The following is a 15,548-nucleotide window of genomic DNA, read 5'->3' on the forward strand; positions in this document are numbered from 1 at the left end:
GTCACAGGGCCTCCTCCTTCTGTGCGCCGCTGCCCCGCGGCAGCGGCAGCCGCACGGTGAACTCCGCGCCGCCGTCCGGTCCCTGTTCCAGCGCCACCGCCCCGCCGTTGCGGTGCGCGGCCTGCCGGACGAGGGCCAGGCCGAGCCCGCGGCCGGCGCCGTGCGTCGACCAGCCGCGGCGGAAGACCTCCGCGGCGTCGGCGGGCCCCACGCCCGCTCCGTTGTCCGCGACGCGCAGCAGGAGCTCCCCGTCGCCGGCGAGGGCGGTGACCGTGACCCGGGCGCGGGCCGGCCGGGGGCCCGTGCGCTGGACGGGGACGCCCGAGGCTCCGGTGCCCGGGGCGCCCGCCACCGCCTCCGACGCCGCGTCCACCGCGTTGTCGATCAGATTGCCGAGGATGGTCACCAGATCGCGGTGCGGCAGTGTCGCGGGCAGGGCCCCGTCGTCGATCAGGCTGTCGTCCGCCAGCACCAGCTCCACGCCGCGCTCGTTCGCCTGCGCGGCCTTGCCCAGCAGCAGCGCCGCCAGTACCGGTTCCGCGACCGCGCCGACGACGCGGTCCGTCAGGGTCTGGGCCAGCTCCAGCTCCGCCGTGGCGAAGCCGACCGCCTCCTGCTCCCGGCCCAGCTCGATCAGCGAGACGACCGTGTGCAGCCGGTTCGCCGCCTCGTGCGCCTGCGAGCGCAGCGCCTGGGTGAACCCCCGCTCGGAGTCCAACTCGCCCGAAAGGGCCTGGAGTTCCGTGTGGTCGCGCAGGGTGACCACGGTGCCGCGCCGCTCCCCGCCCACCACCGGACGGGTGTTGACCACGATCACCCGGTCCGCCGTCAGATGCACCTCGTCGACCCGTTCCTCGGAGGCCAGCAGCGCCCCCGTGAGCGGTGCGGGCAGATCGAGTTCCGCGACCCGGCGGCCGACCGTTCCGGGCGCGAGCCCCAGCAGTTCGCGGCCCGCGTCGTTGATCAGGGCGATCCTGCGCTGCCCGTCGAGCATCAGCAGCCCCTCGCGCACCGCGTGCAGGGTGGCCTCGTGGTAGTCGTGCAGCCGGCTCAGCTCGGCTGCGTTCATCCCGTGGGTGTGCCGCCGCAGCCGCGCGTTGATCACGTACGTGCCGAGGCCGCCGAGCGCCAGCGCCGCGCCCGCCGCGAGCCCCAGCGCACCGAGCTGGGCCCGCACCTGCGAGGAGACCCGCTCGACCGTGATACCCGCACTGACGAGGCCGACGATCCTGCCGTCGTCCCGGATCGGCGTCACGACCCGTATCGAGGGGCCGAGCGTGCCGGTGTACGTCTCCGAGAACGTCTCGCCGCGCAGGGCCCGGGCGGTGTGCCCGAGGAAGGTCTCGCCGATCCGCTCGGCGTCCGGGTGGGTCCAGCGGACCCGGTGCGGGTCCATGATCGTGACGAAGGCGATCCCGGTGTCCTTGCGGACCTGCTCCGCGTACGGCTGGAGCACGGCCGACGGGTCCGGGGTGCGGATCGCCTCCCGTACCGACGGCGAACCGGCGATCGCCAGCGCGGCCGCCCGCACCTGCCGGGTCGCCGTCTCCTTGGCCTGGCCGCTGCCGGAGACGTACGCGAAGAACGCGCACCCCGCCACCACGGCGGCGACCAGCACCACCTGCATGGCGAAGAGCTGGCCCGCGAGGCTGCGCGGGCGGGTACGGGGGAAACGCATCCCCCCAGTCTGCCTGGCCGGAAACCGGTGACCGGACGGCCACCGGGGGTGGCCCTCCCGTGAACGAAATGCACGCAAGGGTGACCGGCGTCACAGGGGGCGGGATAGTCACCGGGGCCCCCAGGGACGGGGGAGTGACAGGACCGAGCCGAGGAGACCCCCGTGGGAGTGGCCGCCGCCAAGCGGGACCGTACGAAATATCTGTATCTCGCCGTCATCGCGGCGGTGGGGCTCGGCATCCTGGTGGGCCTCGTCGCGCCGGACGCCGCCGTCGAGCTCAAGCCGATCGGAACCGGATTCGTCAACCTCATCAAGATGATGATCTCGCCGATCATCTTCTGCACGATCGTGCTGGGGGTCGGCTCCGTACGCAAGGCCGCCAAGGTCGGCGCCGTCGGCGGTCTGGCCCTCGGCTACTTCCTGGTGATGTCGACCGTCGCCCTGGCCATCGGCCTGGTCGTCGGCAACATCCTGGAGCCCGGCTCCAGCCTCCACCTCACCGAGGCGGCCCGCGCCGCGGGTGAGGCGCAGGCGGGGGACAGCGAGTCCACCGCGGACTTCCTGCTCGGCATCATCCCCACCACCCTCGTGTCGGCCTTCACCGAGGGCGAGGTGCTGCAGACCCTGCTCATCGCCCTGCTCGCGGGCTTCGCGCTCCAGGCCCTGGGCTCGGCGGGCGAACCCGTCCTGCGCGGCATCGGCCACATCCAGCGCCTGGTCTTCCGCATCCTCGCCATGATCATGTGGGCGGCACCGGTCGGCGCGTTCGGCGCGATGGCCGCGGTGGTCGGCGAGACCGGCGTGGACGCGCTGAAGTCCCTCGCGGTCATCATGATCGGCTTCTACATCACCTGCGCGCTCTTCGTGTTCGTGATCCTGGGCACGATCCTGCGCCTGGTGGCCGGGGTCAACATCTTCTCCCTGCTGAAGTACCTGGGCCGGGAGTTCCTGCTCATCCTCTCCACCTCCTCGTCCGAGTCGGCCCTGCCGCGGCTGATCGCGAAGATGGAGCACATGGGCGTCAGCAAGCCCGTCGTCGGTATCACCGTGCCGACCGGCTACTCCTTCAACCTCGACGGCACCGCCATCTACCTCACGATGGCCTCGCTCTTCATCGCCAACGCCACGGGCGACCCGCTGAGCATCGGCGAGCAGATCTCACTGCTGGTCTTCATGGTCATCGCCTCGAAGGGCGCCGCGGGCGTCACCGGCGCCGGACTGGCCACCCTCGCGGGGGGCCTCCAGTCGCACCGGCCCGAGCTGGTGGACGGTGTCGGTCTGATCGTCGGCATCGACCGCTTCATGAGCGAGGCCCGCGCGCTGACCAACTTCGCGGGCAACGCGGTGGCCACGGTGCTCGTCGGCACCTGGACCAAGGAGATCGACAGGGAGCGGGTGGACCGGGTCCTCTCCGGATCGCTCCCGTTCGACGAGAAGATGATCACGGATGAGGGGCCGGCCGAGCCGCACGTCCCCGAGGCCAGGGACGGCGGCGAGGAGCAGCCCTCGCTCGCGAAGGTGTAGCGGTGTAGCGCGTGAGCCGATGCGGCCGTACGGGAACCCCGTACCGGCCGCATCCGTGTGCGTCCGTCCGCCCTTGCCTTGACGCCGACGTCAAGGATTACCGTCGGGTCATGCGAATCGGGGAACTGGCCGAACGCGCCGGGACGACGACACGGACGCTGCGGTACTACGAGTCACGCGGCCTGCTGCCCGCACGCCGTGCGGACAACGGCTACCGCACGTACGACGAGGGGGACCTGCGACTGATCCGGCAGATCCGGACCCTTCAGGACTTCGGGTTCGACCTGGAGGAGACCCGGCCCTTCGTCGACTGCCTGCGCGCCGGTCATCCGGCGGGGGACGCGTGCCCGGCCTCGCTGGCGGTCTACCGGCGCAAGCTCGGCGAGCTGGACGCGCTCATCGGCCAGTTGCAGTCGGCCCGCACGGAGGTGGGGGCCCAGCTGGCCCGCGCCGAACTGGAGGCGTCCGCCGACTTGCCGGGCGGCCCCGAACCACGTTGTGAACTGAACTGGGAGGACGACAGATGATCCACGCAGAAGGTGTCGCCGAGGTCACCGACACGACGTTCGACGCCGAGGTGCTGGCAGCCGATCTGCCGGTCCTGGTCGAGTTCACCGCCGACTGGTGCGGCCCCTGCCGTCAGCTGGCCCCGGTGCTCGGCGCGATCGCGGGGGAGGAGGCCGGCCGGCTCAAGGTGGTGCAGATCGATGTGGACCACAACCCGGAGACCGCGGCCCGCTACGCCGTGCTGTCGACGCCGACCCTGCTGGTCTTCCGGGACGGCGAACCGGTGAAGTCGATGGTGGGCGCCCGCCCCAAGCGGCGCCTGCTCCAGGAGCTGGAGGACGTGCTCCCGGCGGCGGTCTGACCCGCACCGGCGGGCCGGGGACCCGTGCCGGCCGTCAGGGGACCGGGCCGGCGGCCGGGGACCCGTACCACCTGTGCGTGGTGCGGGCCCCCGGCGCCGCTGTCAGGCCGGCCGCAGCCACACCGTCGCCAGCGGCGGGAGCGTCAGCGTGATGCTGGTGTCCCGGCCGTGCGCCGCCACCGCCTCCGGCTTCAGCGGCTCCTCATTGCGTACGTCGCTGCCGCCGTACCGCAGCTCGTCCGTGTTCAGGACCTCCACCCAGGCCTCCGGCCCGTCCGGCACCCCGATGCGGTAGTCGTGCCGCACCACCGGGGAGAAGTGGGAGACGGCGATCAGAGGCGATCCGGCCGCGTCGTACCGTACGAACGCGAAGGCGTTGTCCTCCGCTGCGCCGCCCTCGATCCAGCTGAAGCCCTCCGGGACGGTGTCGCGCTGCCAGAGCGCCGGCGTCGCCCCGTACACCGTGTTCAGATCGCTCACCAGGGTCCGCACGCCCCGGTGGTCACTCTCCGCGGCGTACGACGGATCGAGCAGCCACCAGTCCGGGCCGTGACCCTCGGACCACTCCGCGCCCTGCGCGAACTCCTGCCCCATGAAAAGGAGTTGCTTGCCGGGGTGGGCCCACATGAAGCCGAGATAGGCGCGGTGGTTGGCACGCTGCTGCCACCAGTCGCCGGGCATCTTGCTGACGAGCGAGCGCTTGCCGTGCACGACCTCGTCGTGAGAGATGGGCAGGACGTAGTTCTCGCTGTACGCGTACACCATCGAGAAGGTCATCTCGTTGTGGTGGTACTTGCGGTGCACCGGCTCCTTGGACACGTACTCCAGGGAGTCGTGCATCCAGCCCATGTTCCACTTCAGCCCGAAGCCGAGACCGCCGAACCCGCCGGGTCCCACATGGTGGGTGGCGCGGGTGACGCCGTCCCAGGCGGTGGACTCCTCCGCGATCGTCACCACACCGGGGTTGCGCCGGTAGACCGTCGCGTTCATCTCCTGGAGGAAGGCGACGGCGTCCGGGTTCTCCCGGCCGCCGTGCTCGTTCGGCGACCACTGCCCGTCCTCGCGGGAGTAGTCGAGGTAGAGCATCGAGGCGACCGCGTCGACCCGCAGCCCGTCGATGTGGAACTCCTCGCACCAGTAGGTGGCGTTGGAGACGAGGAAGTTGCGCACCTCGGTGCGGCCGTAGTCGAATTCGAGCGTGCCCCAGTCCGGGTGTGCGGCCCGCTGCGGATCCGAGTGCTCGTACAGCGGACGGCCGTCGAACTCGGCGAGAGCCCAGTCGTCGCGCGGGAAGTGCGCGGGCACCCAGTCCACGATGACGCCGATCCCGGCCCCGTGCAGCGCGTCGATGAGGAAGCGGAAGTCGTCCGGCGAGCCCATCCGGGACGTCGGGGCGTAGAAGCCGGTGACCTGGTAGCCCCAGGAGCCGCCGAAGGGGTGCTCGGAGACCGGCATCAGCTCCACGTGGGTGAAGCCCAGATCGCGTACGTACGCGGGGAGCTGCTCGGCGAGCTGCCGGTAGGTCAGTCCCGGCCGCCAGGAAGGCAGGTGCACCTCGTAGACCGAGAGCGGCGCCTCGTGCACGGGGATGTCCCCGCGGTGGGCCATCCACTCCTGGTCCTGCCAGACGTGGTGCGCGGCCGCCACGACCGAGGCGTTGGACGGCGGGACCTCGGCATGGCGGGCCATCGGGTCGGCGCGCAGCGTGTGCGAGCCGTCCGGCCGGCAGATGTCGAACTTGTACAGCGCGCCCTCCCCGATCGCGGGCAGGAAGAGCTCCCACACCCCGGTGGAGCCGAGCGAACGCATCGGGAAGCCGGTGCCGTCCCAGTAGTTGAAGTCCCCGGAGACCCGGACTCCGCGGGCGTTGGGCGCCCAGAGCGTGAACCGGGTGCCGGTCACGCCCTGGTGTTCCATCACCCGGGCGCCGAGCGCGGTCCAGAGCTCCTCGTGCCGGCCCTCGCCGATCAGATGCAGATCGAGATCGCCGAGCGCGGGCAGGAAGCGGTACGGGTCGTGGATCTCGATCTCGTTGTCGTCGTACGCCACCAGCAGCCGGTAATCGGGGACCGCGGGCATCGGCAGCAGTCCCGAGAAGAAGCCGTCGCCGTCGTCGAGCAGCTGGGCGCGCAGCCCCTTGGCGAGCACCGTGACCGAGCGGGCGTACGGGCGCAGCACCCGGAGGGTGACCCCGCCGCGGATCTGGTGGGCGCCGAGCAGCTCGTGCGGGGCGTGGTGCTCACCCGACAGGAGCCGTGCCCGGTCGCCGTCGTCGAGCGGGTGGGCGGGGCGGACCCCCTGCCCGCCCGCGCGGCGGGGGCGTGGCGGGGCCGCCGCCCGCTTCGCCCGCTTGGCCGGTGCGGGCGTCGCCGCCTCAGCGGGCGGGGCGTCCGCCGCCACCGGTGCGAGGGTTCCGGTGGCCGGGCCGGCGGCGGCGTCCGCATGCTCGGCGGGGGGCGCGGAGAGGGGGGCGTCGATGGGGGTCGAAGCGGGCTCGGACGCTTTGCGGGACGGCTTGCGGGCGGTCACAGGGACAGCCTCCTCGGAGGGTGTGGGTGGGGTGGGGCGGGGTGGAAGCGGGGCCGGGCGGCCAGGCCGTGCCACGTCAGTCGGCGTCGGTGGCCAGGCGGTGGATCGCGGCCATCGGGACCGGCAGCCAGTCGGGGCGGTGGCGCGCCTCGTACAGCACCTCGTAGACCGCCTTGTCGGTCTCGTGGGCGCGCAGCAGCTCCGGCTCGTCGCGCGGGTCGACACCGGCGGCCTCCGCGTAGCCGTCGCAGTAGGCGGTCCGGCAGCGCGCCGCCCATGCGGCGTTCCAGGGCCGGTGCGAGCGGGCCGCGTAGTCGAAGGAGCGGAGCATCCCGGCGATGTCGCGCACCGGTGGCTGGGGGCTGCGGCGCTCCGGGAGCGGGCGGGCGGGCTCGCCCTCGAAGTCGATCAGTGACCAGAAGCCGTCCCGGCCGCGCAGCGTCTGGCCGAGGTGGAGGTCACCGTGCACCCGCTGGGCCGCCCAGCCGCCGGCTCCGTCGCCCAAGGCCGTCACGGCGTCGAAGGCGGCGCGCAGTCCGGGGACGTACGGGACCAGTGCGGGCACCGCGTGGGCGGCCGCTTCGAGGCGCCGCACCATCGCGGCGGCCAGCTGGTCGGTCTGGGAGCGGTGCAGGGACGGTGTGGGCAGGGCCGCGGCGAGCGCGGTGTGGACCTCGGCGGTGGCCCGCCCCAGGGCGTGGGCCTCGCCCGTGAAGTCGTCGCCGGTCGCCAGGGAGCGCAGGGCGAGCTGCCAGCCGTCCTGCGCTCCCCGCAGGAACGGCTGGAGCACGCCGAGTGTGAGACGTTCCGGTGCGGCGGCCTCGAACCAGGCGACCGGTGCGGGGACGCGTCCGCAGCCTTCACGGACGAGCGCGAGCGGCAGTTCCAGATCGGGGTTGGTGCCCGGGAAGACCCGGCGGAAGATCTTGAGGATGTAGGAGTCGCCGTACACGAGCGAGGAGTTGGACTGCTCGGTGTCCAGCACCCGGGGGGCCAGGCCGTCGGGGACCGGCTCCGCTCCCCGGCCGAAGCGCAGGCCGCCGAGCCCGCCGGGCGTGCGCAGCCGCTCCAGCAGCAGGGAGGCCAGACGCGGGTCGTGCAGTCCGTCGTAGACGGTGCGGCCGGCCAGCGGCCCGTCCGTCACATGCCCGATGAGGGCGGGCGCCAGCCGCTGGGGCAGCGTGGAGCGCACCCCGAGCAGCAGCTGGTAGCAGTCCGGGGGTGGCTGGGCCGGCATCGTGGGCTGATGGGCCCTCACCAGGAGGTGGAGGAGGCCCGGACCGGTTTCGGCCGCGCCGGAGTCCACCGGCAGTATTTCGGTCGCCGAGACCAGTGAGAAGGCGGTGATGGGCCGCCCCTTGCCCGCGAACCACCGCTGCCGGGGCAGCCATTCATGCAGCAGCGGTCCGAGAGACGGGAGCAGGGCTGTGCTGTTCGCCAGGGTGACCTGAGCGGATGCAGCCTCCGACATGGCATCGCGTCCTTTCCCCGGGCACACCACAGGATGCGAAGAGTGTCCCGGATTGCGGCTTTGGCTGTCCGGCTGTGCGGGACGTGTCGGGTCAGGATGGTCCGTACGGACTCGACTCGAGTGATCGAAACGCCAGGAAGATCCAAGAAGGCGATGGAAGTGCTCGATATGGGGGGAAGAGTGCCCCGTGCGGGGCGGTGGAAACCGCCCCGCAGGTGCCGGCCGCTGTCAGCTCGGCGGCGCGTCCTTCCTGAGCCGGAACCAGTAGAAGCCGTGTCCGGCGAGTGTCAGCAGGTAGGGCCACTGACCGATGGCGGGGAAGCGCACCCCGCCGATCAGTTCCACCGGATGACGCCCGTTGAAGGACCTCAGATCGAGCTCCGTCGGCTGCGCGAACCGTGAGAAGTTGTGCACGCACAGCACGAGATCGTCCCCGTGCTCACGGGTGAACGCGAGCACGGCGGGGTTGGAGGAGGGCAGTTCGTTGTACGAGCCGAGCCCGAACGCCGGGTTCTGCTTGCGGATCTCGATCATCCGCCGCGTCCAGTGCAGCAGTGACGACGGCGAGGCCATCGACGCCTCGACGTTGGTGACCTGGTAGCCGTAGACCGGATCCATGATCGTGGGGAGGTAGAGCCGCCCCGGATCGCTGGAGGAGAAGCCGGCGTTGCGGTCGGGCGTCCACTGCATGGGGGTGCGTACGGCGTCCCGGTCGCCCAGCCAGATGTTGTCGCCCATCCCGATCTCGTCCCCGTAGTAGAGGATCGGGGAGCCGGGCAGGGAGAGCAGCAGGGCGGTGAACAGCTCGATCTGGTTGCGGTCGTTGTCCAGCAGGGGAGCGAGACGGCGGCGGATGCCGATGTTGGCGCGCATCCGCGGATCCTTGGCGTACTCCGCGTACATGTAGTCGCGCTCTTCGTCCGTGACCATTTCGAGCGTCAGCTCGTCGTGGTTGCGCAGGAAGATGCCCCACTGGCAGCCCGCGGGGATCTCCGGTGTCTTGGCCAGGATTTCCGAGACCGGGTAGCGGCTCTCGCGCCGTACGGCCATGAAGATCCGCGGCATCACCGGGAAGTGGAACGCCATGTGGCACTCGTCGCCGCCCGCCCGGTAGTCGCCGAAGTAGTCGACGACATCCTCGGGCCACTGGTTGGCCTCGGCGAGCAGCACGGTGTCGGGGTAGTTGGCGTCGATCTCCTTGCGGACCCGCTTGAGGAAGCCGTGGGTCTCCGGGAGGTTCTCGCAGTTGGTGCCCTCGCGCTGGTAGAGGTAGGGCACGGCGTCGACGCGGAATCCGTCGATGCCGAGGTCCAGCCAGAAGCGCAGGGCGGAGATGATCTCCTCCTGCACCGCCGGGTTCTCGTAGTTGAGGTCGGGCTGGTGGGAGAAGAACCGGTGCCAGTAGTACTGCTTGCGGACCGGGTCGAACGTCCAGTTGGACGTCTCGGTGTCGACGAAGATGATCCGGGCGTCCTGGAACTGCTTGTCGTCGTCGGCCCAGACGTAGTAGTCGCCGTACGGCCCGTCGGGGTCGGTACGGGACTGCTGGAACCAGTCGTGCTGGTCGCTGGTGTGATTCATGACGAAGTCGATGATCACGCGCATGCCGCGCTGGTGCGCGGCGTCGACGAACTCGACGAAGTCGGCGAGGTCGCCGAACTCCGGCAGCACGGCGGTGTAGTCGGACACGTCGTAACCACCGTCGCGCAGAGGCGACTTGAAGAACGGCGGCAGCCAGAGGCAGTCGACGCCCAGCCACTGGAGGTAGTCCAGTTTGGCGGTGATTCCCTTGAGATCTCCGATGCCGTCGCCGTTGGAGTCCTGGAAGGACCGGACGAGGACCTCGTAGAAGACGGCACGCTTGAACCAGTCGGGATCGCGGTCCTTGGCGGGGGTGTCCTCGAAGGTGTCGTGGACGGGCTCGTTGACGATCATGGTGTGGGTGACCCTCCGGTCGGCGGGGACGGTCGCAGGACCGCGATGTGCGCGGGCGTGACGCCCGGTTCCAGGCGCACATAGAAGGTCCTGCCCCAGTGATAGGAATGGCCGGTGAGCTCGTCGCGCACCGGCACGCTCTCGTGCCGGTCGAGGCCGAGGTGCGGCATGTCCAACGAGACGGTCGCCTCCTGGGTGTGGTGCGGGTCGAGGTTGACGACCGTCAGAACGATGTTCGAACCGGAGCGCTTGCTGTACACGAGCAGGGCGTCGTTGTCCGACGAGTGGAAGTGCACGTCACGCAGTTGCTGCAGCGCCGGGTGGCGGCGCCTGATCCGGTTGAGTGCGGTGATGAGCGGAGCAAGCGAACGGCCCTCGCGCTCGGCGGCTTCCCAGTCCCTGGGCCGGATCTCGTACTTCTCCGAGTCGAGGTACTCCTCACTGCCGTCACGGACCGGGGTGTTCTCGCACAGCTCGTACCCCGCGTACACCCCCCAGGACGGGGAGAGGGTTGCCGCGAGCACCGCCCGTGCCTCGAAGGCGGGCCTGCCGCCCTCCTGGAGGTGACCGGGAAGGATATCGGGGGTGTTCACGAAGAAATTGGGCCGCATGACGGAGGCCGATTCACCGGCCAGCTCGGTCACGTACTCGGTGATTTCGTGCCGGGTGTTGCGCCAGGTGAAGTACGTGTACGACTGCTGGAATCCGACGGCGGCGAGGGTGCGCATCATCGCGGGGCGGGTGAATGCCTCGGCCAGGAAGATCACGTCGGGGTCGGTGCGGTTGATGTCGGCGATCACCTTTTCCCAGAAGATCACCGGCTTGGTGTGCGGATTGTCGACCCGGAAGATGCGTACGCCGTGATCCATCCAGAAACGCAGGATGCGCACGGTCTCCGTGACGATCCCCCGCAGATCCTTGTCGAAGGCGATCGGATAGATGTCCTGGTATTTCTTCGGCGGATTCTCCGCATAGGCGATGGTGCCGTCCGCTCGGTGGTGGAACCACTCGGGGTGCTTCTCCACCCACGGGTGGTCGGGTGAGCACTGGAGAGCGAAGTCCAGCGCGATCTCCATGCGCAGGGTGCGGGCCGTCTCGACGAAGTGGTCGAAGTCGTCGAGCGTGCCGAGATCCGGATGGACCGCGTCATGACCGCCCTCGGCCGAACCGATCGCCCACGGCACACCCACGTCGTGCGGGGCCGGGGAGAGGGAGTTGTTGGGACCCTTGCGGTGGGTGGTTCCGATGGGGTGGATGGGCGGGAGGTAGACCACGTCGAAGCCCATCGCGGCGACGGCGGGCAGCCGTTCGGCCGCGGTGCGGAAGGTCCCGCTGATGATCCGGGGCGGCTTCGGGGCCGCGGCCGGCTTGCCCGTACGGCTCTTGCGGGGCGCCTTGGCCGGTTCGACCCTGGCGCCCTCGGAGCGGGGGAACAGCTCGTACCAGGAGCCGAACAGGGCGCGCCGGCGCTCGACGACGAGCGGGTGCGGGCGCGACGCGGTGACGAGCTCGCGCAGGGGGTGACGGGCCAGTGCGGCGGCGGCCTCGGGGGCGAGGGCGGCGGCCAGCCGGGCGGCGGCCGGCCGGGACTCGTCGCGCAGGGCGTCGACCGCGGCCAGCACCGCCTCGCGCCCGTCCTGCTTCGGGACGCCCTCGGCGGCCCGCTCGTACAGCTCGGCGCCCTCCGCCAGGACGAGCGCGGTGTCGATCCCCGCCGGAATCTTGATCCGAGCCGCGTGGCGCCAGGTGGTGACCGGGTCGCTCCAGGCCTCGACCGTGTACGTCCAGCGCCCCTCCGCGTCCGGTGTCACCTCGGCGCCCCAGCGGTCGGTGCCCGGAGCGAGCTCGCGCATCGGCGTCCAGGGTCCGGGGCGCCCGCTCGGGTCCCGCAGCACGACATCGGCCGCGACCGCGTCATGGCCCTCGCGGAAGACGGTCGCGGTGACCTGGAAGGTTTCACCGGCGACTGCCTTGGCGGGCCTTCTGCCGCAGTCGACGAGCGGCTGGACATCGAGGACGGGAATGCGACCGATCATGGAATCACCTGGGGGCTGGAGCTCGGACTCGACAGGGCGCGAAGCGGGCGCGAAGGGTGGGACGCGCGCGCCGCGATGGTGGGGTTCGGTCCTTTCTAGCTGCTCCGTCGATGACTGATGGGGTGTGGGCATGGCCGCTCCTGTCCGCGTTCACTCGAATGGCACTCGAATGGCTGATGTCGGTGGTCCAGTGCGCGCCTGTGGACCGAATGCGCACGAGGTCCGTACCGATTGCATACGAACCATGTACGGATCGCCGGTGGACGGGGGATGAAACGTGCTCAGGGCGGTTACGGATCGTTTTCGGCTCTCATCCGAATGCATGCGTTCCGGGTACCGGAGAAGCCTTCCCACGGATCTCGGTGGGCCAATCCGGTGGTGTGTTAACTACTCGGTCGTACCTGTGACGATCCGAATGCGCCGGGCTCCGCCGCGCGTGCGCCGGATTGCGCGGAACCGGCGCACGCGGGGCGGTACGGGCGCCACAGGGCAGCTTTCCCTGTGGCGCGGAGGCCCACAAGGCCGCGCGAGGTGAGGGAATCGGCCATAACGCCTGTGGCGGATGAGCCCGGAATTGCGAATGGTGCGCGACGGACGCGAGCGGTGCCGGGGCAGGGAGGCCGGACCGTCCGGGGTCGCACACCCGGAGCCGGCCATGCGCCGTGGCCGCGGGACGCCGCGCGCCGATACCGTCGAGGGTGACGGAGCGGCGCACACAGCGGTGCGTCCCCTCGGATTCGTACGTCCCCTGTAAAGGTGGAATACGTGAAGGCCATTCGTCGATTCACCGTGCGTCCCGTCCTCCCCGACCCCCTTCAACCGCTCAGCGACCTCGCGCGCAATCTGCGCTGGTCCTGGCACACCGAGACCCGTGAGCTCTTCCAGGCCGTCGACCCCGTGGCCGGGGGGACGGCGGAGTGCGACCCCGTGCGTCTGCTCGGTGCCGTGTCCGCCGGGCGCCTCGCCGAGCTGGCCCGGGACGAGCAGTTCCTCAGCCGGCTCACCGAGGCGGCCGCCGACCTCCGGGAGTACCTGGACGGCCCCAGGTGGTACCAGGAGCAACACGCCCAGGGCGACGGGCTCCCCGCCGCCATCGCCTACTTCTCGCCCGAGTTCGGGGTGACGGCGGCTCTGCCGCAGTACTCCGGCGGGCTCGGCATCCTTGCCGGAGACCATCTCAAGGCCGCCAGTGACCTGGGCGTACCCCTCGTCGGCGTCGGCCTGCTCTACCGTCACGGCTACTTCCGCCAGAGCCTCTCGCGCGACGGCTGGCAGCAGGAGCGCTATCCCGTCCTCGACCCGAACGAACTCCCGCTCACGCTCGTGCGGGAGGCCGACGGGACGCCGAGCCAGGTCGTCCTGGACCTCCCCGGCGGCCGCTCCCTGCACGCCCAGATCTGGCAGGCCCAGGTGGGCCGGGTGCCGCTCCTCATGCTCGACTCCGACGTCGAGGACAACGCCCCCGGCGAACGCGAGGTCACCGACCGGCTCTACGGCGGCGGCAGCGAACACCGGCTGCTCCAGGAGATACTGCTGGGCATCGGCGGGGTGCGCGCGGTGCGGACCTACTGCCGGCTCACCGGCCATCCGGACCCCGAGGTCTTCCACACCAACGAGGGGCACGCCGGCTTCCTCGGGCTCGAACGCATCCGGGAACTCTCCGGAACGGGGCTCGACTTCGACTCCGCGGTGGAATCCGTCCGCGCCGGAACCGTCTTCACCACCCACACCCCGGTCCCGGCCGGTATCGACCGGTTCGATCGTGAACTGGTCGCCCGCCACTTCGGCGACGACGGCGAACTGCCGGGTGTCGCGGTCGACCGCATCCTGCACCTGGGCATGGAGACCTACGCCGACGGCGATCCGGGCGTCTTCAACATGGCGGTGATGGGGCTCCGCCTCGCCCAGCGCGCCAACGGCGTCTCCACGCTGCACGGCGCCGTCAGCCGGGAGATGTTCGCCGGCCTCTGGCCGGGCTTCGACGCCCCGGAGGTGCCGATCACCTCCGTGACCAACGGGGTCCACGCGCCCACCTGGGTCGCCCCCGAGGTCTACCGGCTGCGCACCGAGTCCGGGGGCACCCCCGGCCGGTGGGACGCCGCCGCGCAGATCCCCGACCGGCAGATCTGGGAACTGCGCCGCACCCTGCGCGAACAACTGGTCACCGAGGTGCGGCAGCGGCTGCACGCCTCCTGGCTCACCCGCGGCGCCCAGGCCGCCGAACTCGGCTGGATCGACGGCGTACTGGACCCCGGGGTGCTCACCATCGGCTTCGCCCGCCGGGTGCCCTCGTACAAACGTCTGACGCTGATGCTGCGCGACCGGGACCGGCTGCGGGGGCTGCTCCTGCACCCCGAGCGCCCGATCCAGATCGTCGTGGCGGGCAAGGCGCACCCGGCCGACGACAGCGGAAAGCGCCTGGTCCAGGAGCTGGTCCGGTTCGCCGACGACCCCCGGGTCCGGCATCGCATCGTCTTCCTGCCCGACTACGGGATGGCGATGGCCCAGAAGCTCTACCCGGGCTGCGATGTCTGGCTGAACAACCCGCTGCGCCCGCTGGAGGCCTGCGGTACGAGCGGGATGAAGGCGGCGCTCAACGGCTGCCTCAACCTGTCGGTCCTCGACGGCTGGTGGGACGAGTGGTTCGAGCCGGACTTCGGCTGGGCCATCCCCACCGCCGACGGTTCCGCGCTGGACGAGGAGCGGCGCGACGACCTGGAGGCGGGTGCCCTCTACGAGCTGATCGAGGACCGGGTCGCGCCGCGCTTCTACGACCAGGGGGAGGAGGGGCTCCCCGGGCGGTGGATCGAGATGGTCCGCAGCACCCTGGGCACGCTGGGTCCCAAGGTCCTCGCCGACCGGATGGTCCGTGAGTACGTGGAGCGGCTGTACACCCCGGCGGCCCGGGCCGGCCGTTCCCTGGACGCCGCTGCCGCACGGGAGCTCGCCGGCTGGAAGGCCAGGGTCCGGGCCGCCTGGCCGCGGGTGGCCGTCGATCACGTGGAGGCGGTGACGCCCACCGAGGCCGGCGGTTCGGCCGAACTGGGCTCCACCCTGGCGCTGCGCGTCCGGATCACCCTCGGGGCGCTGGATCCGGACGACGTGGAGGTGCAGGCGGTGGCCGGCCGCGTCGACTCCGCCGACGCGATCTCGGACGCCCAGGTCTTCCCGCTGAAACCGGCGGGCGGTCAGGACCTGGAGGGCCGCTGGCTGTACGAAGGCCCGCTCGCCCTCGACCGCACCGGTCCGTACGGCTACACCGTGCGGGTGCTTCCGGCCCACCGGCTGCTGGCCACCGGCGCCGAAATGGGCCTGGTCGCACAGCCGACGGAGGCGACGGGCGAGGGAGCGGGCGTGCTGATGCGCTGACGTCCCGCGTGGTCGAGGGTCCGGCTCCCCCGGGTGGTTTCCGGGGGAGCCGGACCTTTGTGCGTGCGTGCCGGTCCTTCGCCTTCTGAACACACGTCCTTGACGTGTTCATGAGATGCCTTTAGGTTCCTCACTCAT

The 15,548-nt window shown here is 71.0% G+C and carries 9 protein-coding genes; 4 read left to right on the plus strand and 5 right to left on the minus strand.

The features are described 5' to 3' along the window. Position 1: 1 nt before the first annotated feature. The gene (locus ACGFZA_RS05055) at positions 2–1,678 is read right to left on the minus strand and encodes an ATP-binding protein (protein ID WP_393677171.1); all 1,677 of its coding nucleotides are present in this window, start codon (positions 1,676–1,678) and stop codon (positions 2–4) included. A gap of 162 nt (positions 1,679–1,840) precedes the next feature. On the opposite strand from ACGFZA_RS05055, the gene ACGFZA_RS05060 reads away from it, so the two are divergent. The 3 genes from ACGFZA_RS05060 (at position 1,841) to trxA (ending at position 4,070) form a co-directional block, all read left to right on the plus strand. Further along, positions 1,841–3,202, plus strand: a complete 1,362-nt coding sequence (locus ACGFZA_RS05060; protein ID WP_393677173.1) for a cation:dicarboxylate symporter family transporter — start codon at positions 1,841–1,843, stop codon at positions 3,200–3,202. Positions 3,203–3,312: 110 nt separating this feature from the next. Further along, positions 3,313–3,729: a MerR family transcriptional regulator gene (locus ACGFZA_RS05065; RefSeq protein WP_393677175.1), complete on the plus strand. Its 417-nt coding sequence runs from the start codon at positions 3,313–3,315 to the stop codon at positions 3,727–3,729. Next, entirely contained in the window at positions 3,726–4,070 is a 345-nt protein-coding gene (gene trxA / locus ACGFZA_RS05070) for a thioredoxin (protein WP_393677178.1), read from the plus strand. The genes ACGFZA_RS05065 and trxA overlap by 4 nt, the downstream gene beginning before the upstream one ends. Positions 4,071–4,172: 102 nt before the next feature. Here the strand turns inward: trxA and glgB are convergent, their stop codons facing one another. From glgB to ACGFZA_RS05090, 4 genes are all read right to left on the minus strand, one after another. Beyond that, positions 4,173–6,599, minus strand: a complete 2,427-nt coding sequence (gene glgB / locus ACGFZA_RS05075) for a 1,4-alpha-glucan branching enzyme (RefSeq protein WP_393677180.1) — start codon at positions 6,597–6,599, stop codon at positions 4,173–4,175. Positions 6,600–6,675: 76 nt separating this feature from the next. After that, the gene (locus ACGFZA_RS05080; RefSeq protein WP_385275895.1) at positions 6,676–8,070 is read right to left on the minus strand and encodes a maltokinase; all 1,395 of its coding nucleotides are present in this window, start codon (positions 8,068–8,070) and stop codon (positions 6,676–6,678) included. A gap of 228 nt (positions 8,071–8,298) precedes the next feature. Next, a complete protein-coding gene (gene treS, locus ACGFZA_RS05085) occupies positions 8,299–10,005 on the minus strand; it encodes a maltose alpha-D-glucosyltransferase (RefSeq protein WP_385275892.1) in 1,707 nt (568 codons plus the stop codon). After that, the gene (locus ACGFZA_RS05090) at positions 10,002–12,041 is read right to left on the minus strand and encodes an alpha-1,4-glucan--maltose-1-phosphate maltosyltransferase (protein WP_393677183.1); all 2,040 of its coding nucleotides are present in this window, start codon (positions 12,039–12,041) and stop codon (positions 10,002–10,004) included. Before ACGFZA_RS05090 ends, treS begins: the two co-directional genes overlap by 4 nt. Before the next feature lie 765 nt (positions 12,042–12,806). Between ACGFZA_RS05090 and glgP the strand changes: the two genes are divergently transcribed. Further along, a complete protein-coding gene (glgP, locus tag ACGFZA_RS05095) occupies positions 12,807–15,410 on the plus strand; it encodes an alpha-glucan family phosphorylase (protein ID WP_393677186.1) in 2,604 nt (867 codons plus the stop codon). The last annotated feature ends 138 nt before the right edge of the window (positions 15,411–15,548 follow it).

The organism is Streptomyces sp. NPDC048211 (assembly GCF_043202315.1).
GTDB lineage: Bacteria > Actinomycetota > Actinomycetes > Streptomycetales > Streptomycetaceae > Streptomyces.